Annotated in this window: 24 protein-coding genes; 4 read left to right on the forward strand and 20 right to left on the reverse strand. The window is 45.4% G+C overall.

The genetic code is table 11. From position 1 onward, the window contains the following. Positions 1-311: 311 nt before the first annotated feature. The 12 genes from NFU07_RS14770 to NFU07_RS14825 all read right to left on the reverse strand — a co-directional run bounded on the left by NFU07_RS14770 (position 312) and on the right by NFU07_RS14825 (position 10,315). Positions 312-1,169 (reverse strand): YitT family protein, encoded by an 858-nt coding sequence (locus tag NFU07_RS14770; protein WP_251479394.1) that lies wholly within the window; start codon positions 1,167-1,169, stop codon positions 312-314. A gap of 179 nt (positions 1,170-1,348) precedes the next feature. Further along, positions 1,349-2,137 (reverse strand): class I SAM-dependent methyltransferase, encoded by a 789-nt coding sequence (locus NFU07_RS14775; RefSeq protein ID WP_251479396.1) that lies wholly within the window; start codon positions 2,135-2,137, stop codon positions 1,349-1,351. Positions 2,138-2,204: 67 nt separating this feature from the next. Next, positions 2,205-3,164 carry an SPFH domain-containing protein gene (locus NFU07_RS14780; RefSeq protein ID WP_251479398.1) on the reverse strand — a complete coding sequence of 320 codons (960 nt, stop codon included), beginning with the start codon at positions 3,162-3,164 and terminating at the stop codon, positions 2,205-2,207. Positions 3,165-3,196: 32 nt separating this feature from the next. Beyond that, a complete protein-coding gene (locus tag NFU07_RS14785) occupies positions 3,197-3,979 on the reverse strand; it encodes a TPM domain-containing protein (RefSeq protein ID WP_251479400.1) in 783 nt (260 codons plus the stop codon). After that, positions 3,973-5,001 (reverse strand): TFIIB-type zinc ribbon-containing protein, encoded by a 1,029-nt coding sequence (locus NFU07_RS14790; RefSeq protein WP_251479402.1) that lies wholly within the window; start codon positions 4,999-5,001, stop codon positions 3,973-3,975. The genes NFU07_RS14785 and NFU07_RS14790 overlap by 7 nt, the downstream gene beginning before the upstream one ends. Positions 5,002-5,049: 48 nt before the next feature. Continuing rightward, positions 5,050-5,766 carry a PspA/IM30 family protein gene (locus NFU07_RS14795; protein WP_235198429.1) on the reverse strand — a complete coding sequence of 239 codons (717 nt, stop codon included), beginning with the start codon at positions 5,764-5,766 and terminating at the stop codon, positions 5,050-5,052. 197 nt (positions 5,767-5,963) lie between these two features. Next, positions 5,964-7,454: a glycine betaine uptake BCCT transporter gene (locus NFU07_RS14800; RefSeq protein ID WP_251479404.1), complete on the reverse strand. Its 1,491-nt coding sequence runs from the start codon at positions 7,452-7,454 to the stop codon at positions 5,964-5,966. Positions 7,455-7,636: 182 nt separating this feature from the next. Next, the gene (locus NFU07_RS14805; protein WP_251479406.1) at positions 7,637-8,023 is read right to left on the reverse strand and encodes a VOC family protein; all 387 of its coding nucleotides are present in this window, start codon (positions 8,021-8,023) and stop codon (positions 7,637-7,639) included. A gap of 151 nt (positions 8,024-8,174) precedes the next feature. Next, entirely contained in the window at positions 8,175-8,393 is a 219-nt protein-coding gene (locus NFU07_RS14810; protein WP_235198427.1) for a hypothetical protein, read from the reverse strand. A gap of 78 nt (positions 8,394-8,471) precedes the next feature. Beyond that, positions 8,472-9,374: a ribokinase gene (rbsK, locus tag NFU07_RS14815; RefSeq protein WP_251479407.1), complete on the reverse strand. Its 903-nt coding sequence runs from the start codon at positions 9,372-9,374 to the stop codon at positions 8,472-8,474. A 94-nt stretch (positions 9,375-9,468) separates the two neighbouring features. Next, the gene (locus NFU07_RS14820) at positions 9,469-9,621 is read right to left on the reverse strand and encodes a hypothetical protein (protein WP_251479409.1); all 153 of its coding nucleotides are present in this window, start codon (positions 9,619-9,621) and stop codon (positions 9,469-9,471) included. A 103-nt stretch (positions 9,622-9,724) separates the two neighbouring features. Further along, positions 9,725-10,315 carry a hypothetical protein gene (locus tag NFU07_RS14825; RefSeq protein WP_251479411.1) on the reverse strand — a complete coding sequence of 197 codons (591 nt, stop codon included), beginning with the start codon at positions 10,313-10,315 and terminating at the stop codon, positions 9,725-9,727. A 217-nt stretch (positions 10,316-10,532) separates the two neighbouring features. On the opposite strand from NFU07_RS14825, the gene NFU07_RS14830 reads away from it, so the two are divergent. Continuing rightward, positions 10,533-11,264, forward strand: coding sequence for a ZIP family metal transporter (locus NFU07_RS14830; RefSeq protein ID WP_251479413.1), 732 nt, complete (start codon positions 10,533-10,535; stop codon positions 11,262-11,264). A 466-nt stretch (positions 11,265-11,730) separates the two neighbouring features. On the opposite strand, the gene ltaS is transcribed toward NFU07_RS14830, so the two are convergent. From ltaS to NFU07_RS14845, 3 genes are all read right to left on the reverse strand, one after another. Next, a complete protein-coding gene (gene ltaS / locus NFU07_RS14835; RefSeq protein ID WP_251479414.1) occupies positions 11,731-13,683 on the reverse strand; it encodes a lipoteichoic acid synthase in 1,953 nt (650 codons plus the stop codon). Between the two features lie 256 nt (positions 13,684-13,939). After that, on the reverse strand, positions 13,940-15,022 hold the full coding sequence (locus NFU07_RS14840) for a DUF4179 domain-containing protein (RefSeq protein WP_251479416.1): 1,083 nt from the start codon (positions 15,020-15,022) through the stop codon (positions 13,940-13,942). Next, positions 14,997-15,542 carry a sigma-70 family RNA polymerase sigma factor gene (locus tag NFU07_RS14845; RefSeq protein ID WP_235198420.1) on the reverse strand — a complete coding sequence of 182 codons (546 nt, stop codon included), beginning with the start codon at positions 15,540-15,542 and terminating at the stop codon, positions 14,997-14,999. The genes NFU07_RS14840 and NFU07_RS14845 overlap by 26 nt, the downstream gene beginning before the upstream one ends. 220 nt (positions 15,543-15,762) lie before the next feature. Here NFU07_RS14845 and NFU07_RS14850 point away from each other — a divergent pair, with 220 nt between their 5' ends. Together NFU07_RS14850 and NFU07_RS14855 are read left to right on the forward strand one after the other, a co-directional pair. Then, positions 15,763-16,251, forward strand: coding sequence for a hypothetical protein (locus NFU07_RS14850; RefSeq protein WP_251479418.1), 489 nt, complete (start codon positions 15,763-15,765; stop codon positions 16,249-16,251). 254 nt (positions 16,252-16,505) lie between these two features. Beyond that, a complete protein-coding gene (locus NFU07_RS14855; protein WP_251479421.1) occupies positions 16,506-17,999 on the forward strand; it encodes an MDR family MFS transporter in 1,494 nt (497 codons plus the stop codon). 47 nt (positions 18,000-18,046) lie between these two features. Here the strand turns inward: NFU07_RS14855 and NFU07_RS14860 are convergent, their stop codons facing one another. The 3 genes from NFU07_RS14860 to NFU07_RS14870 form a co-directional block, all read right to left on the reverse strand. Further along, entirely contained in the window at positions 18,047-18,541 is a 495-nt protein-coding gene (locus tag NFU07_RS14860; RefSeq protein WP_251479423.1) for a GNAT family N-acetyltransferase, read from the reverse strand. 139 nt (positions 18,542-18,680) lie between these two features. Continuing rightward, positions 18,681-19,292, reverse strand: a complete 612-nt coding sequence (locus NFU07_RS14865; RefSeq protein WP_251479580.1) for a class F sortase — start codon at positions 19,290-19,292, stop codon at positions 18,681-18,683. A gap of 16 nt (positions 19,293-19,308) precedes the next feature. Beyond that, the gene (locus NFU07_RS14870) at positions 19,309-20,112 is read right to left on the reverse strand and encodes a DUF4397 domain-containing protein (protein WP_235198414.1); all 804 of its coding nucleotides are present in this window, start codon (positions 20,110-20,112) and stop codon (positions 19,309-19,311) included. 303 nt (positions 20,113-20,415) lie between these two features. Here NFU07_RS14870 and NFU07_RS14875 point away from each other — a divergent pair, with 303 nt between their 5' ends. Continuing rightward, positions 20,416-21,444: an NADP-dependent oxidoreductase gene (locus NFU07_RS14875; protein ID WP_251479425.1), complete on the forward strand. Its 1,029-nt coding sequence runs from the start codon at positions 20,416-20,418 to the stop codon at positions 21,442-21,444. A gap of 142 nt (positions 21,445-21,586) precedes the next feature. Here the strand turns inward: NFU07_RS14875 and NFU07_RS14880 are convergent, their stop codons facing one another. After that, a complete protein-coding gene (locus NFU07_RS14880; RefSeq protein ID WP_251479427.1) occupies positions 21,587-22,339 on the reverse strand; it encodes a hypothetical protein in 753 nt (250 codons plus the stop codon). Between the two features lie 4 nt (positions 22,340-22,343). Beyond that, positions 22,344-26,111, reverse strand: a complete 3,768-nt coding sequence (locus NFU07_RS14885) for a DEAD/DEAH box helicase (RefSeq protein ID WP_251479429.1) — start codon at positions 26,109-26,111, stop codon at positions 22,344-22,346. Between the last annotated feature and the right edge of the window lie 264 nt (positions 26,112-26,375).

Raw genomic sequence — 26,375 nt, forward strand, 5'->3', positions numbered from 1 at the left:
TACAGAGTTCACTTAACAAAAGCTTCAAAATTGAAAAACCGCAGTTGCTCACTGCGGTTTTTCTGCTTCTTCATTTAGCCCAGTTGTGGAAGACGAAATAGGCCAAAATGAGAGCGACCACGATGATGGAAATGACAAGCATCGGCACAAGGCCGAAGGTGGCATCCATTTTCGTTCCCCTCCTTTTTCTTATATCATAACTCCTAATTGCTAAAGTTCAAACCATTATATTTTAAATATTCTGTTTCTTAAGGAGAAAAATAATAGCTCCGACCCATTTGGACCGGAGCTGCATTTAAAAGGAACACATTTTACATCGATTGAGGATGTCCTGGAACTTTCTTAAAGTTATCGTCTCTGCGGAAATTTCCCATGACTTCCATTGTCTCACTGATGCTTACAAATGCGTCGGGATCGACTTCTTTAATAAGCGGACGGACATATGCCAGCTCATATCGTGTAATGACGCTGTGCAGGATTTTAACTTTATTGCCCGAATAGGCTCCTTCGCCTTCTGTAACCGTGATGCCTCGGTAAAGGTTTTCGAGCAATTGCTTTTTGACTTCGTCCCCTTTGCTTGTCACCACTTGCATATTCAATTTGATATGGCGTGTATGGATACGGTCAACGACAAGCCCCGTGATGTAGATTGAAGCCATCGTATACATTGCCAGTTCCCATGTAAAGATAAAACCGGAAACGAACACGACGAGACTGTTCAAGCCAAAAACCATAAACCCAAGAGGAATATCTCGTTTCATCGTCAAGAGCAGACCGATTACATCAAAACCGCCCGTCGAACCGTATGCACGGATGATGAACCCGACGCCGATGCCGACGAGCACGCCACCGAATACAGATGAAAGCAACACGTCTTCTGTGACTTTCATGACGGGGATGTACAACATGGAAATAGATGTTACGGCTACGGAGTAAATACTATTGATGATGAACATTTTGCCAAGTTTCATCCAGCCAAGTATCAAAATCGGGATGTTCAAAACAAAAAGCCAGATCCCTGCGTTGATCGGCAGCATTAAACTGAAAATCATCGCAATCCCTGTAACCCCGCCAGATAAAATCTCATGCGGCAATAAAAACATATTAAAAGCGAACCCAAGTAAAATCGATCCTGCGAAAATTATGAGCCAATTGTAAAGCTTATCCATTAAAAAATCTCCATTCATACTATTCTCAGCACCTATAAAAATGCAGCAAAAAAAGGCTGGACAATTCTTTCAGCCTTTTCGAAGCTCAGACACAATGTATCAAATTATAGGTAGTATACGGTTAAAATGCAAGTTTTATTCCTCAACTTTAAATCAGCTTGGTCCTTCTCAAACAAAAATCATTCAGCGAATATCACTAAACTGTCGAGACTGTCTGCATCTTCAATCTCCAACAAAGAATATAAACTGTTAACAAGTGTTTGGATGCGCGGCGGAGTCTGGGCAAATTCCTGCTGGATGGATTTTGCGTAGGCCGTTTCCCAACTTCCATCTTGCAAATAGTGGGCATCTACGACTTCAGTCTTTTGAATTGTCCATCCGGCTTTTTCCAATAAATTTTGGAACTGCGCACGATCGAAGACATACTGGATGTTCCCTTCGTTTTCGACAAACTCACTGTATAAAGCAAGGATCGCCGTTGCCGCAAAATGGCTGCGCTGAGAAAGCCGGCTAAAGTCAAGATTCCACTCTGCCAGATAAAGGCGGTCAGCCATGCTCCGCAATTTTGTCAAATACGCGAGCAATTGATCCGGATTCCGGAAATACCAAGAACTATGCGACAAGATAGCTACGTCGAACTTCGTTTCCGGCAGCTCCAGCAAATCGGTTTCCAGCAAGAATTCAACTTGCTTTCCAAGTTTGGATGCCGCAATGGCCGCTGTTGCCTCGCCAAGCGTAATCGGTGCACCATAATCCGCAGAAGCAATATCCACAGCAAGTACATGGCCCGCCTCGCCTACTGCATCCGCTAAAACGACCGTCGTATCTCCTTGGCCGCAGCCAATTTCAATGACGGACATCCCTTTTTGAATCGAAAACGATTCTACTAAAGACATCCGATGTTTCAATTGGGTGCGTTGAATCGTATCATCCCCGATGATTTTCATGCTTTCGATTAAATGTTCCAACAGGTTTCCTCTTTCCCACTTTTAAAAATCGTTTTTTATCAATTAAAAGGTCATTTTCTTAAAAAATCTAAGCCAGCTTTTGTCCGCAGTTTGGACAGAACTTAGCCCCTTCGTTTTTCTGGCCGCAGTTCGGACAGAAATTCGGCCCCTGGCTGCCTGCCGCTTGCTGATTGCCGGAATTCGATTCCTTCATCGTTTCTACCATGTCTTTAGCGATATTCATACCGACCATCATGCCAGCCATATCGGCTGCACTGCTCGAACCGGACGAACCGCCTTTCGCCATGGCATCCGCAACTGAAATTTGCTGGTATTTGCCAACATCACCGACCATGCCAATAGAAGCGTTCTTATTGATCATATCCTGGATTTCTTTTGGATAGTTAAAGCTCATGACTTGGAAACCGGTGATTTTCATGCCATCATCCATAAGCTCCATATTAAGGTCATCTGAAATTCCTTTTCCGATTTCATGCGCATTAGCTTGCAGATTGAACATATCCTTGCCTTCTTTAGTGACCCATTTCATGAGCAGCTGATCGAGAATCGCTGTGATCCGGATTTTTACATCCTCAACTAGGTAGCTGTCACGGACTCCAGCAATTTTATCGATCAATGTCGTGTAGTCATTTACGGTAAACTGGAACGTGCCATTCGCCCGGATTGGCATACCGCCCGGCATTTGCGGTGCAGGAATATTAATCGGGTTTTGTGTTCCCCAACGGACCGTGAATTCTTTCGTATTGACGAACAGGACTTCAACACGCATGCCGCTGTTAAAGCCGAAACGGAATCCTTTCAAGGTAGAAAGGAACGGGACAATCTGCGATTCGATGTCATACTCGCCGTCATCTTCAAAAATCCCTTCGATTTTCCCGTTGTTTAAAAAGATGGCATCTTGTCCTGGACGGATAATCAGCTTACTGCCTTTTTTAATTTCATCGTTGTTCCATTTCCAAAATATCATGTCGTCCCTGAATTCATTCCATTCGACAACATCTGAAAATTGATTTCCGAAAAAAGCCATATTGTTCATTCCTTCCTTTATTGCCTTTGGTTTTAGAAACTGCGTCCGCCTCCGCTAAAGGAGCGTCCACCGCCAGTCATTCCACCACCGCCGCCGAAACCGCCGCCTCCGCCATTGCTTTTCGGTACACGGCGCCTGGAAACCGTCTTGTTTCGGAATCGGTCTTGCTGGCTTCTGACTCTCGTATTCGTGCCGTCAACATACGTACGTGCAGTGGTCGTGATCCGTCCGCCTGCATTCATGACCATCGAACCGACCACCGCAGCGGCAATCAATAGCGGAACCCCTAATTGGAACCAGAGCTTATGAAAGATGCTTTCTGGATTGGCTCCCGGCCGGAATTCCATGTAGCGGCTGGCTGTTGTAACAGTTTCCCGGAAAGCACCGCCATAATCGCCGGCGCCCATATAAGGCATGATGCGGTCCAGTACTTGCTGGACACGATTATTGTCGAGCTTCGTTTCTGCTGTTCCGAAACCGGCCAAATACACTTCCCTGTTGCCCATATCAATCGTCAACAGCACGGCATTTTCCTGATTGTTTTCATCTGCCCATTCATCAAAGAAATCGCCCATATAGGTCATGACAGGCTGGCCGTTTGTAGTGGTTGTCGTCAGAAATAAAAAATCTGCTCCATGTTTTTCGCTATGCTCTTCAGCGAGCGCTTCCAGTTCGACGATTTCGCTTTCCGTTAAGAGTCCTGCATTGTCATAGATATGCGAATCGGCAGCAAAAACAACCGTGCCGCCTGCAAATACAGCCAAACACAGCAACAAAAACAAGAATGGCGCTTTCCAATTTAACCGGTTCACCATAGCACACCTCCCATTGCATAAGAGATGCCTTTTAATGCGACAAAGCCTGAAACGGCAATGCCAGCGAACCACGCTGCTACTTTTCCTGAACTGATTGGCGGCTTCCCGACCACTTTGCCGGTTTGCCCGTTCATCGCAAAAGTATGCTCCTTATTTTCAAAATCATAATAAACCATCCAAACAGGAAACAAAGTATAGTAGACCTTGCTTTTATTCGCCTGGATCTGTTTGTTCGTGTAGCTGACAGTCGAATAGCCTGTAATAGTCGATTGGATATACGAATCAATATAAGGAACGATTTTGGATTCCACCCGCGAGAAAAGAGCTTCATCGTCATAATCGTATTTTTCCGCTAGGTAACCTGCCAAATAAGGCATTTTGAAATCTTTTAACTCCGAATAGTCATAGGGCTCAAGCTTATCCATCAATTCATCATCCATCTTTTCCGAAGCATCGGCCGGCACTTTTAAATAGCTGAGGTCAATTCCACGGTAAACATCGTAGAAATCAGTTTCTGTATAAATCGTATCGCCTCTTGTGTAGCTTCGGACCCGGGTGCCGATTGCAGCCACTTCCGCCGTTCCGTTGATGTCATAAAGCCAAAATGGCACATACATGCCTGTCATCTTTTTGATCCGGTCGCCGCTCATGAACCCTCTAGGCGTCAGCCTTCCATTACGCGTCCATTTCTTGAATGCAGCCACGGCTTCGTCTTTGCTGATGGTGAATGGAATCACTTTAGCCGGTGCAAATTCACCGCTTAACCGTTCCGCCAATACCACCGGCGCACCGCAGAAACTGCAATGCGTCGCGGTTGTATTCGCTTCTGTGAGAATCACGGCACCGCAATTTTCACAATGGTATTCTTTTGCCTCTTCGGCATCGAATTCCTTCAGGATATTTTCCTCGGGAAACGTTTCGATATCGTCTTGGCGGCCGCAGTTCGGGCAGGACAGCTTGCCTGACTCGGCATCAAATGCCATATCCGATCCGCAGTTTGGGCATTTATACTGAGTGACCACTCCGTGTTCCCCCTTTCCCTTTAAAGGAAATGGCCTTCATCAATGCCATCACTCGCTTTTGTTTACCTCCTGCTTCAATGCGGCCAGTTCATCGTCTACATTGATGCCGGATTTGAGTGATTCAAGCTCGCTTTCCACATCGGCTTTTGTCTCATATTTTGCGGCAAGGTCTTTAATATCCGTGCCTGAACCTTTATTGAGCTCCTGCATCGCCATGGCCTCATCCAGTTCCTGATTGATTTTTTGCTCCATTTGATCGAATGCGGACAAACGGTCTCCAGCACTGCCCATGGAGGAATTAAACTCGTTCATGCGTTTTTGCGTTTTCGCCACCGCCGCTTTCCCTTTCAATTCCTGGCGGCGGGATTCAAGTTCCGCAATATCGGAATCCAACTTCTCGTGCATTTGGCGCATTTGCTGCGTGTTCGCTGCTGCCAGTTCAACAGATGTCTGCATCGTTTTTTCACGTTCTGAAAGCTCAGCTTTGCGCTGAAGGAATTTCCGCGCATCGTCGTCATTTCCAGCTTCTACTGCTTTTACAGCGTAACGCTGCATATCTTCAATCTCTTTTTGCAGTTCCGCAAGTTCACGGCGTTCACGCTTTTCAGCCGCCATGATTGCAGCGGTTTCCGATTTCACTTTTCCAAGATCACTGTTAAGGTCGCGCAAATATTGATCGATCATTTTTTCCGGATCTTCCGCTTTGTCCAATAGCGCATGAATATTGCTCGTCATAATATCTCTGAACCGTTTTAAAATTTCCATCATCATTCTCCTTTAATAGTGATTTTTTTCCTGCTTGGCAAACTGTCTTCTTATAAGCAAAGATTACCCTATAACGTAAGGCATTAATCCTAAAAAAGGAGCGCTACCGACAACCTATAGGTATTCAGCAGCGCTCTCTCCATGTATTTTCCCATAACTGGATGAAACGGAACAAGCTTATTTTTAAAATTTTCTTTTTATTTTCTTCTTGGCCGCACTTCTTTTTGAATATCCTTCAGGAACGAAGCGCCCATCAGGATGATGACGATGGCAAACGGCAAGGCCGCAATGATGAGCATATTTTGTAGCCCTTGCGTCCCGCCGAAATAGACGACGACAGCAGCGACAGCTGATTGGATCAGTCCCCACGTGATCTTAACGGAATTTGATGGATTCAATAGACCATTTGTACTGAGCATGCCAAGAACGAACGTCGCCGAATCCGCCGAAGTGATGAAGAAAATCGCAATGACGAAAATCGTAATGAACGACAACAAAGTCCCGAGCGGATATTCTGCCAGCACACCGAAAGTCGAGGTTTCGAGTGAAAAGCTGGAAATCGCAGAAATCCCTTTTTGCTCCAGATTTAAAGCAGATACCCCAAACACAGAGAAGAAAATAAAACAAACAAGCGCCGGCAGCAATAAGACACTGAACATGAATTCCTTGATGGTCCGCCCTTTAGAAATGCGGGCAATGAAAATGCCGACAAATGGCGCCCATGAAACCCACCAAGCCCAATAGAAAATGGTCCAGCCATTAATCCATGATCTATTCTCTTCGTTTAAAGGAGCTAATCGCAAACTCATTCTAAAGAAATCGGTGACGTAGCTTCCAAGCGTGTGCGTGAACATATTGACGATGTACATCGTCGGTCCGACAATGAATAGCAAGACAAGCAAAACAGCAGCTAACACCATATTGATGTTGCTTAAGTATTTGATTCCCCGGCCGATTCCTGACCAGGCTGACCAAATGAACAGCGCCGTTGCAATAATCAACACTATCAATTGGACGGTAAAATTATTCGGCGTGCCAAAGAGGAAAGACAAGCCTCCTGTGATTTGTGCAGAACCAAAGCCGAGCGTTGCTGCCACTCCGACAATGGTTGCAAATACTGCCAAGATATCGATGGCTTTACCTAAAGCCCCTTGCATCAGTTTTTCGCCGAATAATGGCGTTAATGTAGCACTGATCAGCCCTGGCGTTCCCCGATGGAATTTAAAATAAGCGAGAACGAGCCCGACGATTCCATAAACGGCCCAAGCATGGATTCCCCAATGGAAGAACGAATACTTCAAGGCATCTTGAACGGCTTGATCAGAGCCTAACTCTGCAGAAGGGCTGCTGATGAACGCATGGGAAATCGGTTCTGCCGTGGTCCAAAAAACCAGCCCCATCCCCATTCCCGCGCTAAACAGCATAGCGAACCAAGAAGCCCGGCTGAATTCCGGGACATCGTCTTTCTTGCCGAGCTTGATATTGCCGAAACGCGAAAACATCATATAGACGCAGAATACTAAGATGGCAACAACTAAGAGCAAGTAAAACCAACCGAACTTGCTGGTTATTTCACTCGTCACTGAAGCAGTGACAGACTCAAGATTTTTTGGAGCAATCGCTCCCCAAAAAACGACGATAGCTGAAATGATTACTGAATAATAAAAGACTTGTGTGGCGTTTTTCATGCTTCACCTCTCATTAGAATTAATCGGATTAGATAAACCGTATATTTTTACTATGGTAACATATTCCGTAAAAACGGGTTTCCGCAAACTAAAAAAACGCCCGCAAAGCATGCATCTACTTTACCGGCGTTTCGTACATCTGCTAGTTACTTATTCACTTCTTCCCGTCACTTAAAACATAGTTATTGGGTTTTCTTCTGTTCCATGACCGCAAAATAATTCGCTTCGTAATCTGCAAAGTTGAAAACGCGGCCACCCGGCATTTCAACAATTTCACCGACTGTGATATTGTTCTCCGTTAGTTTTTGACGGAATTGCTCCAAGTCTTCTGTGAAAAACATCAGAGATGGCGTGTCCAAGTTCAAGCCAGGAGACAGACGGGCAACGGCCTCGCGATTATGAAGGACAATGCTGGTTTCTTCTGCACCCGCTGGCATGATTTCGATCCAACGCATTTCGCCGTTGTCTTCATCAGCTTTCACCTTAAAACCTGCAATTTCTGTCCAAAACCGCACAGCATCATCCTGGTTATTGACATAAAGCATAATCTGGCCTACCCGAGCTATCATATTATCTCCTCCTCCAATTATGTTCTTGTTTGAATCGTAAAATATTCTATCTGAAATTTCAATTTAAATTTCCAACAAAAATAAATACCGCATCCAGCTTCTTACACTGGATGCGGCATTTGTTATTCATTCTTCAGTTAAATTTTATCTGCTATTCTTTATTGGACTCATGGGACGGATCGTTTGCTGCTTTTTTGGAATATTCTTTTGCCGCTTCTTTTTCATCCTGGCCTTTAAGGTCCTCGTAATTTACTGCATCATTTTCGCCGTCAAACACTTCTTTTGTTTTTTTGATGGCTTGGTCGATGGCAGAATCGGGGGCGCCGTTATGCTGTTGCGGTGTACGTCCAGCTGTTCCTTTTCTCGTCATGGGAATCCCTCCTGTAAAATACGTTATTTTAATCTTTACCCCGTTGCTTGAAAAATAATCCTTAAAGGGCTGTACACATTAATAAGCTGTAAATTCCTGGCGTGTTGGATAAGAGGTTTGAGTCCCGCGTTTTTGGACCGCCTGCGCTGCGTATTGATTGGCTTTTTGGAGCGCTTCTTCGATTGGACTCCCCTTGGTGACAAAATGCGCGAAGCAGCCGATGAAGGAATCTCCGGCACCTGTCGTATCCACAGCCGCGACTTTTTCACCTTCTATGAATAATTCTTTTTCTGCATTCATCCATAAGACGCCTTTGTCGCCCATTGTAACGATTAAATTTTGTACGCCTTTTTCCACTAGTGAAGCTGCCGCTGATTTGATTTCATCAGATGTTTCTACAGGCATATTTGTTAAGATGCCAAGTTCCGACTCGTTCGGAGCGAAATACGTGCATTTCTTTACATACTCGATATCCAGTGCAGGATTGGCTGGAGCTGGGTTTAATAGCACGGGAATTCCGAGTTCTTCGCCCATTTCAATCGCACGATAGACCGTCTCCAGCGGAATTTCCAATTGAAGCACCATTAGTTTTGCTTGGCCGATACGGTCGCGGTGCTTCTCAAGCGTTTCCGGGAGAAGTTCACTATTGGCGCCTTGTATAATAATGATGCGATTTTTTGCTTTTGGATCTACGAAAATCGGGGCTGTGCCGCTCGTTTTCGTTCCGACTTCGACGGCTTCTACACGGACGCCGTTCTTTTTGAAATTTTCGATTGTGTTCTGCCCGAATAAGTCACTTCCGACTTTCGTCACCATCAATACATCGGAACCTAAACGGCTTGCTGCCACCGCTTGATTGGCGCCTTTTCCGCCGCATCCCATCTCGAATTCCGGCGCTTCAATTGTTTCGCCTTCTTCCGGCATCCGGTCTAAATAAGTGATCAAGTCGACCATATTCGAACCAATTACTGCAATATCCATTGTCATTTCTCCAATCTGTTAACGATTTTCAACTTCACGTTGCCGAATTTATAAATAAGATACATTCTAGTTTACCTTAAAACCCAGTGAATAATCATGGAACACCCACATCCGCCTGTTTCGAAGTGCAGGGCAAATTGCTTTCAGTGATCGGCAACGCATACGAAATCCGGCTTGAATGGTTGTCCCCCGGACGCTGCCAATATTCGTTTTTACTGAATCGAGCACCTCTTAATAAAGCTTTCATTTTCTCTCTACCTCTACCAATTCTTCAGAAAAACCAGCCGACTTTAAATTTCTTAAAATAAAATAAGCCGGGCCATCTCCACTATTGGAGAGCCCAGCTTGCATCATTTTACAGTTTTCACTCTGTATCTTGAGTATTTATAAGACAACCCGATTACTCCAAGGAGCAAAGCAAAAACGAGAACATCCGATAAAACGTTAAAGTTCAGAACCAGCAAAAACAATGCCGCAATCCCGAAAACAGCGATAAAGCAGCGCTTCAACCATTGAAATTGATAGCGGAAGCCGATAATTGTCGATACGCCGCCGATTAGGAACAGCGCCCACATGATCGACTGATTTCCTGGTGCGATATTGATAGCGATATAGCTCACAGTAATGGCTAGAGATGTCAATACGACATCCTTATTCCCCTTATAGAAGCGGAGAAGCAATAAACCGATAAGGAAACTAAAAATCGCTTTCATGCTATATTGCACGAAGAAAACGTACCCGATATTAAGCAGCGTAATTAAGGTAACTAAAATGAGGCCAGCCCCACCTGGTTTTAAACGTTCCCATACTTGCAGAAATAGCGCAAACCAAGCCACAATCAGAATACCGAAAATCCACTCGCTCCCAAACCAAAGCTGGGACAGTTCGCTTAACGCATAACCGCCTAGAATAGCCATTGCATACATCATAAATGCTTTCATGCCTAATCAACTCTTCCTTTTCTTAAATCTTAAATCCTGTTGGTTTCCAAATTATTCCAACGATTTTTACGGTGTCTTTTTTCATATTTAATTATACGCTGAATCTTCATCATTCACACACACTTCCAGGAAATAAATGATTTCAGGTGAGAAAAGGCTTGAAAAACAGCAAAAAGGGTAGAAAGCTCTTATAGATATATTAGGAAGGTGAATCGATATGGGAGAAGCATTGTTATGGGGAGGCATTGCAGGGGCTGCCAACTTGCTGGGTGCGGTCATTGTTTTGCTGGTCTCGCTTCCGCAGCGCTTAATCGCATACATAATGGCGCTCGGAACGGGTGCTTTAATCGGTGCCGTCGCTTATGAACTATTAGGAGAAGCAATGGAAATCAGCGGATTGACCCAAATCGCTTTAGGATTTTTAGGCGGTGCTGCGATTTTCACTGTTTTTGACATCATTATCAGTAATCGAGGCGCCCGCCACCGGAAGCGTTCCGGCCATGGAGAAGATTCGCCGGACGGGCCGAACTCAGGTATCGCAATTTTCATCGGAACCATCATGGATGCCATTCCGGAAACAGCCATGATCGGCCTTGCACTGGCTAGCGGAAATGGCGTCAGCGTCGCTTTGATCGCAGCCATTTTCATCAGCAATTTGCCCGAAGGCATATCAAGCACCTCCGGCTTAAAGAAAAGCGGATTCAGCACAGCAAAAGTATTATCGATGTGGACGTTCGTCCTTGTCGCCTCCGCGCTCAGTTCATTGGCCGGCTATTCCTTGCTTGATCAAATGTCAGAAGACAGCCAAGCCATCCTCTCATCTTTTGCAGCTGGTGCCATCATCGCTATGATTTGTTCCACGATGATGCCCGAAGCGTATGAGAAAGCTGGCCCAATTGTCGGATTCATTACCGCATGCGGAATTTTCATCACATTATTACTGCAATAAGAAAAGCATAGGCAGCTGTCTAGCCCCGATAGGCTTAAGGCAGAATGCGAGGAGGCTGTTGCCGCCGCAGCAGGCTGACTTAAGACCCGGAGGGGCTAGCTGCCGGAGCTGGACAATAAGAAAAGCGCAGGCAGCTGTCTAGCCCCGATAGGCTTAAGGCAGAATGCGAGGAGGCTGTTGCCGCCGCAGCAGGCTGACTTAAGACCCGGAGGGGCTAGCTGCCGGAGCTGGACAATAAGAAAAGCGCAGGCAGCTGTCTAGCCCCGATAGGCTTAAGGCAGAATGCGAGGAGGCTGTTGCCGCCGCAGCAGGCTGACTTAAGACCCGGAGGGGCTAGCTGCCGGAGCTGGACAATAAGAAAAGCGCAGGCAGCTGTCTAGCCCCGATAGGCTTAAGGCAGAATGCGAGGCGCAAGTAGTTTCTTATACGAAAAAACGGACCCCTTAAGGGATCCGTTTTTTGTTTGTTATTCAGTTTCTTCATTTAAATCAGTTTGGTAATTGTATTCAGAAGGATCGATAGGCGTGAATCCTTCTGGGGCATAGAATCTCAACAAATCGCCATTGACGATTTCGTCTGACAGCTGCAATTTGAGATTGCCCTGTTTTTGGAGTTCTTCTGCTTGTGCCTGCTGGCTTTCTTCAAGCGGCAAGCCGGTTTTCGGATCATAGAACACATCACCGATCGAGTAGATTTCTGGACTTGCATAGTCGCCATTTCGGAAGGTCACCAGTTCTTTATGCTCGTCCGATAATATGTCGGTGCCGAAATGCAGGTAGTCTTGGGTATCGATTCCCAGCAAATGCATCAAGGTTGGAAGCAAATCGATCTGGCCGCCGAATGTGTGATCGATTCCGCCTTCCATTCCTGGAATGTGGATAAAGAGCGGCACACGCTGCAAGTTCGTATTTTCTACAGGTGTGATTTCTTTTCCAAGCACCTGTTCCATCGCTTTGTTGTGGTTGTCTGAAATTCCATAATGGTCGCCGTACATGACGATCATCGTATTGTCAGCTAAACCAGATTCTTCAAGGTCTGTGAAGAATTGTTCAATCGCTTCATCCGCGTAGCGCGCTGTCTGGAAATAATTATCCACGCTTGCATCGCCTGTTGTGCCTTTGCCGATTGTCGTCAATTCCTGGTCGATATCATAAGGGAAATGATGCGCGACCGTAATGAATTTCGTGTAGAACGGCTCTGGCAAAGTTTTTAGGATATCCATGGATTGGTCAAAGAACGGCTTGTCCATTACGCCGTATTCTGCCATATCCCCTTCTTCCAGGTTCGTATAAGACTCGATATCAAAGAAATTGTCGAATCCGAAAGATTTGTAGATTTCAGAACGATTCCAGAATGTTGCATTATTGCCGTGGAAAACGGCTGATTCATAGCCTTTGTCTTTCAAGATTGCCGGTGCTGCCTGGTAAGTGTTCTGGCCTTTTGTAATATAAGCCGAGCCTTTAGGCAAACCGAACAAAGAGTTTTCTAACATGAATTCCGCGTCTGAAGTTTTCCCTTGAGCTGTTTGATGGAAGAAATTATCGAAGTAAAGCGTGTTCTTCTCTTCAATCATCGAATTCAGGAACGGAGTCACTTCTTCGCCGTTCAATTCATAATTCATCAGGAATGTCTGGAATGATTCCAGATGCAAGTAAACTACGTTCATTCCTTCAGCTGCACCGAAATACTCTTCATTCGGCGAAGCATAATTGGATTTTGTATAGTTCAAGATTTCCGTTACATCATCGCTGTCCGCCATAACGCGCTGCGAAGAGGATTTTAAGCTTTCTACCGTGTCATACAGGGCGTAATTGTACATCCCCAAATATTTCACGATATAGCTTCTGTCAAAACCGCGTGTCAATAATTGTGGGCGGTCGCCTTCTGCCATCGCCAAGTTCAAGAATGAAATGGCTAATGCAGCGGTGATCATCGGAAGGACCACTTTGGTTCTGAAATTGGTTTTGTCTTTCTTGAAGCGTTTCGAAAAAACCAAAACGGCCAAGAAAACAACATCCACAAAGAACAAAACATCCCATGGTTGGATCAATGTCATGACACTGCCGCCCAAATCACCGAAATTCTGTGTTTGGAATAATGTCGGAAGCGTGATGAAATCACTGAAGAATCGGTAGTACACCGCATTCGCGTACAGAAGAATCGTCATCAGCGTATAAATGATCAATAGCGAGAAATACTTCCGTGTCCCTTTGAAAAAGAACGATAAGCTCAAAAGCAATAAAGCGGAACCGAGCGGATTGATAAACAGCAGGAATTCCTGCAAAAACCCATCGACGTCCAATTTAAACTGCGTTTTTTGCGAGATATACGTTTTCATCCAAAGCATAACCACCGCGAATATATAAAACGGGATAAACTTATTGAACGTTTCTCTATCAATTTTTTTGAATTTATTCATATTACACCTTCTCGTTGTTGAGGATTATTGTAATGGTAATGAACCATCCCAGTTTAAAAATGTCTCTTGTAGTTTTACAAAGAATGACATATTCTATTCTACTAAACTTTGGGTAAGAATGACAGTTTAAAGATTCTTCTCACAATGGATTCACTACTAAAAAGACGTAACCAAACCATGAAAAGTTTCAAATACGGTGAGATTTCTCTGATGAATAAAATCCGCTCTGCAAATTGCACGAGCGGATTCGTCTTATCTATTCAAATGGCGGAGGTTCCGGAATGTCCGGATCTTGGATAAGCTGATATGTCCCCTCTTTCAAATTAAATTCCAAAGCATCGAATTCCACACGCTTCGGATCGATGGCCGGTCCACTAATATGGCCGAAAGGATAAAAAGTCAGTGTCGATGCATTCGGGTCCAATCCTCGGAGCGATGCGGTCCATTCAAAATCTTCCGCGGTCAGGGCATCTCCCGGAGTACTTCCGCCATTAAACGGCATTCGATAAACATTTCCTAAATCGTCTCCTGCGATCAATTCGGCTTCAACGAAGTTGCCCGCTTCGACAATTGCCGGATCCACTAATTGCTGGTAAGCGATATTGACAGCAATGTCCGTTATGGTCAATTCCTGCAGGTGGACAGTCACTCCATCCGATGATACTTTTTCATCCAGGGTAATCGGTTTTTGCTTTAACTGCTTCACCGCAAATTCGAATTTCCAATCTCCGGCAATCGCTTTTTCTTCTGTGAAAAGAACTTGCGGCTCCCATACGACATTTACAACTTCAGCATCTTCATCGAGATGGGTGATTTCTGCAATCCCTGCAATAACTCCATCAATCACTTCCGACTGCATCCCGCCAGTCGGTCCGTCAGCTTCGAGCAGCTCCGGAAAACTGGATAAATAAGCCGAGTTATCCAATGGCGCTTCAGAAGCGACTTGATACGTAAAGGTCAATTTTGTGCCGTCATAAATCGCTTCATCAATGCTAATGGTGATGCCATTGCTCGTTTGAATGAGACCGACATCTTCACTAAATTGATCAAATGCCGCAACACCGTGTTTATTTTCTGCGAATATCGAGAAGACATTTCCGATCACAGGCAACTGAGCCATGTAATTGGCAAGTGCCGGAGCGGTTGACAATGTGGCTGCCGAAATACCGGCTACAAGAACGACGGTTGCCACCGCTGGCATCCAGCGATTCCGGCGTCTCGCTTTAACCGGAGCGGCTGCTGTTTCCCAAAATGATTCTTCGATGATTGCATCCAGACGCGCTTCTGGAACTTCGATTTTCTCTAAAGCTTGTTTAATTGAATTCTCTTTGCCATTCATCTGCATACACTCCCTTCAAATCTCTTTTCAGCATCGCAAGTCCCCGGTGAATCAGGGTTTTCACTGTACCTTCCGGGCATTCCATAAATTCAGCAATTTGCTTTACCGTGAAATCCTGATAGAAACGAAGCATTAAAACCGTTTTGTATTTTTCCGGCAATAACCCAAGCGCCTTTTCCATATCCAATTGCTGGGCAATATCCATGGAATCAGTGGGGGCTTTTCTCTCTTCCAATTCATCCAGGACAATCAGCTTTTTATTCTTCTTTAATAGCGCCAATGCTTTATTGATGCAAATGCGTGTCAGCCATGTTGAAAAGTAAGCCGCTTCTTTTACTTGATGCACCGATTCAATTGCTTGAAGAACGGTTTGTTGGAAAATGTCGATTGCATCTTCTTCATTTCGCACATATGTAAATGCCATGCGGTACAATTTTTCTTTTTCATCTTTCAATAAATGCTGGAGTGCCAGCCGGTCGCCTTTTATTGCCGCTGCAACCATTTCCTCATCGTGCTGCATCCGCCTCATCCTCTCTTTATTCATTAGAGTCCGCAGCTCTTTAAAACGTTTCACTCTTTTTTAATTTCCAGTAAAATTTTACCATTCTTTAGAGAGTTTACCTATTCCTTGTTTAAAGTTCCTATTATTAAAGGCTTTCCTATTTAGGAATATAGAGGGAATTCTTTCCCGGCAGCGAAACTCTATATATAGAAGAAAAAGATTATTTGGGGGAGAGAAAATGACCAACACCAAAAATGTCGTGGCCTATATTCTGCAAGGCGTCGGCTTGCTTATTATCGTGATTAATCTATTCCGGGCGATAAATTCCGTTGAATGGATTGGTGGACAAGCCGCTTTTGAAATTTTCCTTCAAGGGGCCATTTACGGATCGCTGCTTCTCGGTTTCGGAGAAGTCATCCGTTTAATGCAAGGGTTGTTCAATCAGCGCGAGCCGAAAATCGATGGTGAAATATCTGTCCCATCTGGCGGGCACCGGGCATTATGGCAAGCGGATGAACCAGTTGTCAGTGAAGCAGCCAAACAAAAAATTACCGATTTCTATGCCAAGCAACAATTGGAATTCGACCGGCTCGAAGCGACGCCTTACGAAGGCTATGTAATTGTCTATCGCGGCGAAGGTCGCGAAATTATCGATTTAAATGGCTTCAAACCGGAAATCTTGTCCGACCAAGAAACAAAAAATCATCCCGATTTGAAAAACTTATAACGCCAAAAGTAAAGCAATGTTAAAAGCCTTCTCTGCAATGAAGGCTTTTTTGTTTTCTATTGAATGGCCAAATCTAAAAATTGGCTAAAGCAAAAGCAATATAAAATTATACAAAATGCCGTTCAAACTAACCGAGTGAAAAAAGTTTCGGTTTTCTAACTAAATTCGAGCATTCAAATTTGTTTTTTATTCATATGCGGGATTATGATATGAACATCAAAAAACAAATCGAAAGAAATGGCAGGGTGAAGTTCATGAATAACAATGGAAAAAGCAATATTAAAGTGGTCATTGGCGGTCTTTTATTAGCCATTCTTGTTGCATCAATGGACAATACGATCGTTACAACTGCACTGCCATCGATTGTCGGCGAGCTTGGCGGCGTCGACAAATTCGTCTGGGTCACTTCTGCATACCTTGTGGCATCGCTGGCAGGGATGCCGATTTTCGGCAAGCTCTCAGATATGTACGGCCGGAAACGATTTTTCATCTTCGGTCTCTTGGTCTTCATGATCGGTTCGATTTTATGCGGGACAGCCGATACCATTAATGAATTGATCATCTACCGGGCAATCCAAGGAATTGGCGGCGGTGCATTGATGCCAATCGCCTTTACCATCATGTTCGATGTCGTGCCGCTTGAACAACGCGGCAAAATGAGCGGCATGTTCGGTGCCGTTTTCGGGATTTCGAGTGTTTTCGGTCCATTATTCGGCGCTTACATTACCGAATACATCAATTGGACATGGGTATTCTTTATCAACATTCCACTTGGGCTTATTGCCTTTATCATGGTCGCGTTCTTTTATAAAGAATCCGTTGAGCGCAAAAAACAAAAAATCGATTGGCTTGGCGCCATCACCTTGGTGGGTGCCATCGTTTCCCTTATGTTCGCAGTTGAACTTGGCGGCAAGGAATTCGCTTGGGTATCCGCTCAAAGCTTCAGCCTATTTGCCGGATTTGCTGTGCTGGCACTGGTCTTTGTTTTTGCAGAGCGCCGTGCAGACGAACCGGTTATCGATTTCACCATGTTCAAAGAACGTTTATTTGCAACTAGCGGCATTATCTCCATTTTCAGCGGTGCTGCTTTTATCACAGCCTCTGTTTACATTCCATTCTTCATCCAAGGAGTGCAAGGAGGAAATGCTACGAATTCCGGCCTTGTCTTATTGCCAATGATGGTGGGTTCTGTAATCAGCGCGTCTGTCGGCGGTGCACTAATGGCGAAGTTCGCTTACCGCAATTTCTTAATCCCAACACTCGCGCTGCTGACTTTGGGCATGATTTTGCTTGCCACTTTATCAATCGATACGTCCCGTTTCACGGTCATCGTCTTTATGATCATTGCCGGAGTCGGCATCGGAGCTTCGTTCTCTGTCTTGCCTTCCGCAGCGATCCATCCATTTTCCGTTCGCCAGCGCGGAGCTGCCACTTCTACCGTCAGCTTCTTGCGTACTTTCGGGATGACCATCGGCATTACGGTTTTCGGCATCATCCAAAGCCATGTATTTGCTAATCGCTTAACCGAGCGTTTTGGTGCTGATGCAGCTAACTTTTCAGGAGATTCCCGCGCCCTCCTTTCCACTGAAGCCCGCGGCAATATCCCTGCTGAAGTGACAAACCGATTGACCGAAGCTTTATCATCTTCGATTGCGAGCACGTTCCTCTGGGCGATTGTCCCAGCTGCACTTGCACTCGTCGTAGCCTTTATGATGAGCAAAGAAAAATTGGGTGACCAACTAAACTAAAGCATAGGAAAACCCTGCCGGACACTTGCTTGTGTCCGGCAGGGTTTTTAAATTGGCCGCGAATAGCGGAGAGACACTTGCCGTTCTCCCGTTTTCGTTTCTTCGGTTTTCTTTCCTTGGAGTTTAAAACCTCTCGCTTCATAGAATGGAATGCCGAGTTGATTGCCTTCTTGAACCGACACCCATTGTTCGCTTGCCCCTTGCGCCGATTGAACTTGAGTTAAAGCTTCCAAAAGCAGCCGGCCGATTCCTTGGTAACGGAAACGTTGATCCATATACAAAACGAAAACTTCGCCTGTACCGGGTGCTGTCATACCGCCGCCAACGACCCCCGCCACTTCCTCTCCAACCAGTGCAATATGCGAATAAACGCCTGCACGCAGATCCTCTCTGATCCGTTCGGGGTTATACCAAAATGCAATGTTTTGCCTTTGATATTCTTCACTTAGTTTCCCTTCGACTGTTTGCCGCCATCCTATGGAACAAATTTCCGAAATCTTTTCTGCATGTCTGGCTTCCGGTTTTTTAATTTCGATTTCCATCTCATCCCCCGCCTCTCTTTTCTTCTAAACTTAGCATATCAAAATTCTTTCTAGTGAGAGAAGGACGAAAAAAGAAATGCAAAAAAAACGCACTCTATTCAGCAGAGTGCGCTTTTATTGTTCATCTTTTATTCGATTCTTAAGGGTTGATCAGTTCGGCATAAACGACGAGCCGTTCTTCCCTCGTCCCCCGTTCATAATCGAATTCGCCTGAACAAGTAATCAAGACCAGTTCCGGAGTGGAACGGTAGCCGAATATATCCTTTACATCAGCTAAGTCCAGCTCAACGGACTCCATTGCGTATACTTTGAACTTCAGCTCTTTCTCTCCACCGGCAACCATAATTTCGTCGCCAGCTTTAAGGTCGGCCAAGTCCCAGAAGATGGCTGGGCCATCCACTGCATCTACGTGCCCCGCTATCACAGCCCGTCCATTTTCCCCAGGCAGGTATCCCGGTTCAAACCAGCTGACTTCATCCGGTGTTTTCGGGACTGCCATTCGGCCGTCTTTTTCTGTACCAAGAGGCAGCACCTCTGCCTCAATGCCGATTGCCGGAATGGAAAGCGTTTCCGGTTGAATGCCTTGATTCAATGAAAGGGCATTGATCGGATTTTCTGCTGGCGCTGTCTTGGTCATTTCAAGCGTTTTGGCAGGCTGCGGCTGTTTTGTAGTAAATCCCACATCTTCCGTGCGTTCACTGACTTCATCTGCTTGCGCCTGGCAACCTGACAGGAAAACGAACGAACCCACTAAGAACAAGAAGAATTTAGTTTTGAAACCGTTTTCTTAAAAATACACCACTGCCAGCTGCTGCGATTGCAAGTGCTCCTGCTACAAGAACCCAGTTCATTTGGTTTTGTTCAGGTGTTCCAAGGCCAGTTGTCGGCATGCCATCTGGTGAAGCGGCGCCTTCGTAATCAACTAAAGCCAAGACTTCAAGTGAATCCGCTGTGTTTACTGCAAATACGCTGTATACTGTATCCGCTTTTAACTCAGTTCCTTCAAGCGGCAATACTTGTGTGCCATCCGGCAAACGGATTTCCAAGTCGTAAGTTCCTGCATCCAATTCCATGTAGTCTGTGATTCCTGGGAATTCAGCTCCGCTGAATACTGCGTCTCCGCCGATCAAGCCTACATCAACAGCTGGTGCATCTGGAGAAAGGTGGCCGACACGAATTTTTGTTTTGCCTTCAGTAACAGACATTGAATCTTCCGCTACAACAAATTCAAGTGAATCGACTGTGTTTGCTGCTGCAACTGTATAAGCTTTTCCAGCTTCTACTGTCAAATCTGCTTGTAGAACTGCTGAACCTTCTGCATACTCACTACCTGCTGCAAAAACTTCTACATTATGTGTACCAGCTGGAACATCCAGGTAGCCGGAATCCGCTTTAAACGGTACATCTTCCAATGTCAAATCGCCATTTACATAGACATCTACTGCGGGTGCATCCGGTGAAGCGTGTACCACTCTAACTTTCGCCATATCCCCGGCAGCCATAACTCCCGATGCGAGCAACGATAATACCAATACCATTGCGACTGACATTGAAACAAAAATCTTCTTCATGTTGACCTCTCCTCTTTCCTGCATAGTATTTGTATAATTAATATACAACTTATTTATACCCCATGTTATCTCGAATTAAAACTATTTAAACTCGGAATTTTAACTTTTTTTTCAGTTTTTTTATTAAGCGTTGGTATCACTGGGTTTTTACTTTCAACTTTTTTGAAAGCGTGTTCTTTTTCCGCTGAACTAACATAGGATTTGGACAGGTGCAAGAATATAAACTTAGGAGACTAAAATTTTTGATTCACTGTCTAGGCAATGGTAAGCTCTTCTTCGAATAGAATTGAAGGAGGAATTTTCATGACAGTTAAAACGTACCGAGAAATCCATTTAATCAATCGTCCGGAAGGAACACCGACAGATCAGGATTTTGCCTTTGTCGAGAAAGACATTCCTTCCATAAAAGAAAACGAATTATTATTGAAGACTTTATATCTATCCGTCGATCCTTATATGCGCGGCCGGATGCGCGATGTAAAATCGTACGTCGCACCTTATAAATTAAACGAGCCGATGAACGGCGGCGTATTGGCAGAAGTCCTGGATTCGAAATCAGATCGTTTCCAAAAAGGGGATATCGTGACTGGTACGCTGAATTGGGGAGAATACAATATCGTCCATGCGAATGCGGTCCAAAAAGTCGACCCAGCCATCGCACCGATCACGACTCGCCTCGGGGTACTTGGCATGACTGGCCTCACTGCATACTTCGGCCTGCTTGATATCGGGAAGCCGCAAGCCGGCGAAACGGTCGTTGTTTCCGGAGCTGCCGGAGCAGTCGGTTCCATCGTTGGGCAAATTGCGAAACTGAAAGGCGCGCGTGCTGTCGGGATTGCAGGGTCTGATGAGAAAGTGGATTACCTCGTCAACGAACTTGGTTTCGACGCTGCCGTCAATTATAAGAAAGACAGCTTTGAAGACGATTTGAAAAAAGCGGTTGCTGATGGCGTAGATGTCTATTTCGATAACGTCGGCGGCCCCGTTTCCGATGCCGTCATTCTGGAACTTAACCGGAATTCACGTGTTGTCTTATGCGGAACCATTTCTTCTTACAATAATCCTGCAGAAGATCTTGGACCGCGCATCCAGTGGAAATTCATCACGACCAGCTCGATGATGAAAGGCTTCACGCTTGGCGACTACGCATCTGAACTTAAGACTGGCGCAGTTGAGATGGCCAAATGGTTCCAGGAAGGCAAGTTGAAATACGAAGAAACCGTCGTTGAAGGCTTTGACCAGACACTCGAAGCGTTCCGTGGTTTGTTCGAAGGAAGCAATCTCGGAAAACAATTGGTGAAAGTCGCCGATCCGGAAATTGCGAAATTATAATCACAGCGTTTAAAGGCAAAGCCGATGTTTTACGCATCGGCTTTGCCTTTTTTTTGTCTATTGGAAAGTAAATCTTTGCAATGTGAAGCAATATTTCTTAACTACTAAACAAAAAAACAGCCGCACGTTCACTATGCGGCTGTCATTTCTTCGATTCTTCCATCGCTTTTCGCCATCTCACGACTTCACGCTCTTCGATTTGCTTCGCAAGCGTTTCATCCCATGTCCCGCTCCACGTATTCCAGATGCGGGCATAAAATAAGTCTTGCTTGGAATCATAAAGCTGAAATTCAATGCATGGAATAAAATCCGTTTCTTGTTCGATGCAGCTTGTGACATCGGTCGTGATGACTTGGAAGCCCTCTTCCTCCGGGAAGACCATTTCACTCAATAGCAATTGCTGCACGCGTTCTTTATTCAAGGCAGCTTTTTTGAAATAGCGATAAAGCGGCATTGCCTCACTCGCTTCCGGATGTTCGTTTTGTGAAGCGAGGGCATACTCGTCATGAACGGAACTGAACGACATCACCGTGTCGTCCCCTTCCATTTCTTCATCGAAAATCCCTTTCTCAAGATAATCAAAGCCTTTTGCTGTGAGGCGGTATCCGCGTTTCTCCAGTTGGATCAGCCCGGTGCGCTGCATCTTCTCCATTAAATCGCGGATGAATAATTCTTCGACAAGCAATAATTCCGCAAGATTGGTAGCTCTGTGGATCTCCGTTTCCTGAAAAGCAAACAGCAGCATCTTCATCAAGACATCCATCTTCAGCCGTTTCACCCGGCTAAAACCAAGGTCGTATAAAACGATCGGCAATTTCCACGTCTGCTGTTTGATAACCGAAACATCGGAATTCGCTTCGAGATTTGTCCGAAGTTCTTTCATCAACCTCTCCACATTCTCACCCCCTGCTGCTTTCCAATACTTTCAAGCCATTTTTTCGCTTAACCGTTTCAAGTACATGCTTGTACATTTGTTTTGTTTCATTTTTCTTTGCCCGCTTGGTGAACATGTCGGAACTTCCCACCAACACAAGCAATTGCTTGGCACGTGACAGCGCGACGTTCAAGCGGCGGTAGTCTTTCGCAAAGCCGATATCGCCATGTGGATTGTGGTTGTTCCGCACCATGCTGAGAAGGATGACTTCCATCTCGCTTCCTTGGAACCTGTCGACTGTTCCTGTACGGATCGTCAAATGCGGCAGCCGCAATTCCTGGTCGATCATGCGCTGCAAGCGCTTGACTTGCTCGCCGTAGAAGCTGATGACGCCGACGCTTTTCTGATAGGCAGCATCCAGTCTTCCTGCTTGCTTCGCTTCTGCCACAGCCTGATCCATTTCCACCAATAACCCCGAGATCTCCTGAAGTTCAGCAGGGTTATACAAACTCTTTCCACCGCTCATCCGTTCTTCAAAGTACGCCGATTCATTCGGCAGATCAAGCCACATCAAATGATTGCTGCGGGACACTGTTTTGGATTCCAGCAAGTGGTCGCGTTCGCGATCTGAATCTTGGAGCCCGCATTGCAATTGCTTGTTTTCCAAGCGGTAAAACGGCGCAATCGTCTCCATGATGTCTTCATGCATGCGGTACTGGATAGCAAGCATTGTTTTATTGGCTTCCGGCAAGTTTTTGTACAAACGCTCAAATAGCGATTCTTCCAGCAGCTTCTCGAGTTCGCGCTTTTCTTCGAAGCCGCTGTTTTCTTTGATCATTTCTTCCAGTGTTTCTTCCAAAGTATCGTTGCCGAGAAGCGGAGGCAATTGATGGTGATCGCCGACCAGGATAACTTTTTTGCCTTTTAGCATCGGCAGCAATAATTCCGGCGGCGTCGCTTTCGACACTTCGTCAATAATGACCACATCAAACACCGGATAATTGTCGATGAAATCTTTACGCGCTGAAGCCACGCAAGTCGTGCCGATCACGTTGGCATGCTTGATGTACAATTTGCGGATCTCGTCCAAATCGTGCTCGTTCGCTCCTTCCAATAAATCCAGCCATTTTTTCTGGACCGATTGAAGCATCGGAAGATTTTTCATTTCCTGTTTGAGCGATTCTTTCTCAAATGACAAGCTGGCCAGTTTCTTCGCTGTTTCCTCGTATAGTTGTTCAAAATTGGCCGACAGAATTTCTGCCAGCGCACCGATTTCTTGCTTTTTCTCAGAAATGGCCTCTTTCAATCGCGCCATCTCATCCCTAATTTCAACAATCCGGGCATCATTTTTTTCCAAAGCAGTTGTTTCATCTATGAGTTTCTGTTTAGCCTCTGCCAATTGTCCTTGCGCTTTTTCAATACGCAATTTTTCATTTTTCAACTCGCCCAGTTCCGCTTTCCGCTCTTGGATCGTCCCTTCGATATCGGAAGGAAGATAAGCGGCATTCGGCATTTGTTTGAATTGCTGCTCCACAGGCGCCATCGCTTGCTGCAGTTTTTCCAGCTGTTCCTGCCATTTGCGGTCAACTGCTGTGTATTGTTCCTGCTGCTTCACCAATTCCGCAGCTAAAGCGGTTTTCAGCTGCTGGAAAGTCCGTTTCGATTCCTCGATATAAGCTTCAGCGGTCTTGAGCTTCGCTCCTCTTCGCCACAAATTATTTTGGCGTTTATAAAGTCCTGCAAGTGCTTTTGACAGAACCGCTGAATCGGTTCGCTGCGGACCCTTCAACAACTCCCGGAGCTTTTCCAAAAACGAATCGACTTCCGCTGATGTATACATTTCAACAGAGGCTAACGCATTTTCTTTCAGCTTCGCCAAGTCTGATGAAGACGCCAACAGCTTCTCCACATACGAAATCGCAGAAGCAATGCTTTCGTTGTATTTGCTGAGTTTCTGCCATTCACTAATTCTTTCACGCGCGACTTCCAGCTTATTGATCGCGTACGTAATGGCTGGCGTTTCCTCGATTTTCTGATCAATCATAAACCGGTTCAACTCATCGATTTTTTTGATGGTTTCCACTTCATCAATCAGGGCTTGCTTTTGCTTGATGACAGCCCCTACTTGATTTCGCTTATCCAGGACCAGGCTGATTTCCTGTTTCTTTTGCGCCAATTCCTGTTCAAGCTCTTGATGCTTTCGCGCCCGCTCCAATTGGCTGATTTCATCCACAATGCGCTGCTGTTGTTCCTCAAACCAATTTGGTGCTTTTTGTTCAATAAACGTCTGATTTTCCTTGATTGTTTCCTGAAGAGCTTGCATTTTCCGTTCGATTTCCTGTTTTTGCTGTTCGGCTCCTTCACCGAGCCCTTCAAATGACCGCCATTTTGTTTGCGCCTCTTCAAGCTCTTTTTGAAGCTGTCGATTCTGTTCTTGCGCCTTTTTCTTTTCTTCGATTTGAATCGCCAGTTTTTCATAAATCGGCTGCGTTTCCAAATACGCCTGTTCGTTCGCTGCCAATTCACTTTGCAGCACCGCTTCCCGGTTTTTCCGGATTTCATACTGCGCTGATACTTCTTTCAGCGTATTGTCTTTCCAATACTGTCCAACGTTTTCCTCGATGAACTTCTTGCCTTCTTCTTCGATGCTTTCCGTCCGGCCCACACGCAAAATCCGGATATCTTTATTCACGAGCAGCCGGCCCAGTGCATTATCGACCGCTAAATTCGACTGCGAAGCAACGAGCGTTTTCAAGCCTTTTTTCGCATTCTGCAAACAGATTTCCGCAATGACCGTGGTCTTGCCGGTTCCCGGCGGCCCTTGAATTACATACAAATCGTCCGCCGCAACAGCACCGGAGACTGCCCGCTGCTGGAACTCATTCAGCCGGTTATGAAATTGCAGCTTGTCGATTTGCTGGAGCGGATTCACGGGCGGTTTTTCTTCAAATAAAAGACGGTCGAGATTCGGATTGACTGCCAAGCCTTTTTCCAGATTCGTAAATCCTTGGCGCAGTCTTCTGATCTGGCTGAGCGCGGCAAAATTGCTGAACACCACTTCTTTTTTATTCAGTGTATGGGCTTTTTCACGCATTTGTTTGACCGCGTAGTTTTGAATTTCGATTTCTACGGTGCGGTTCGCTGCTTTTATGACGGTACCGACATCGCCATCGATTCCCGTCAGCCTTACACTTAAATTTCGCAGCGACTTCCATTCCGTGTCTTTCATCTGGCAGCCTGTCAGCGTTATGCGGCTGAAATCATGGCTGAATGCAAGCTTTGTATAAGAAGTTTTGATATCCGGAATATCCATGCCGCGTTCCTGGATCTTCAAATAGCCTTCCCAGCTCGAAATCCGTTTTTTCACGTATTCCGATCTTTCTTTCGCCGGCGTCATACGATTGATCATGTTGATCAAAGCGACCGGAGCCGGTTCGCGTGAATCAAGGAAAGTGATGTATGCTTCCCGCTGCCAGTTCGTCCCGAGCGTTTGGTAGGCTTTTCGCAGCGTCACATTTGTCACCAGCAAACGATGATTCGCAAAAATGCAGTGAAACACCACCAATTGCCCCAATTCTTTTGAAGACAGCCGCTCGTTTTCCGCCTGCTCAAAAATCAACGCAACCGAAAGAGAGCCATCCGCCGCTGCCGGATAGCGTTCCAGAAATACCTTGAAAGGACGGTCCACAACAAAAAACGAGCGTTCGCTGATTCCGAACCCTCTCATTTTTTCCGAAGCCGTATTCGTCATTCGTATAGAAGTTTTATATGCATTTGCTTTTGCCTGACTCATTTAATCACCTGTTCTTAAAACTAAAAAAATCCGCCATTCGCCAATCTTGCGGCTCATCAAAATTCCAGCCTGCACGAGTTGGTCATTTTCTAATCATATCATTTATTGATAGATTTCTGCTTGTTTATGTTGTGAATTATTTTAGAAAGAACAGCTGAGTTTGAATATATGCAGTTCGCATAAGCTTAATACGGGCTTTAGGGTAACTCGCAGGGATTTGCGGGAAACTCGGCAGTCTTTAAGAGAAACTCACACTCACTAACG

Origin of the sequence: Planococcus sp. NCCP-2050 (genome assembly GCF_023708025.1) — a bacterium.
GTDB lineage: Bacteria > Bacillota > Bacilli > Bacillales_A > Planococcaceae > Planococcus.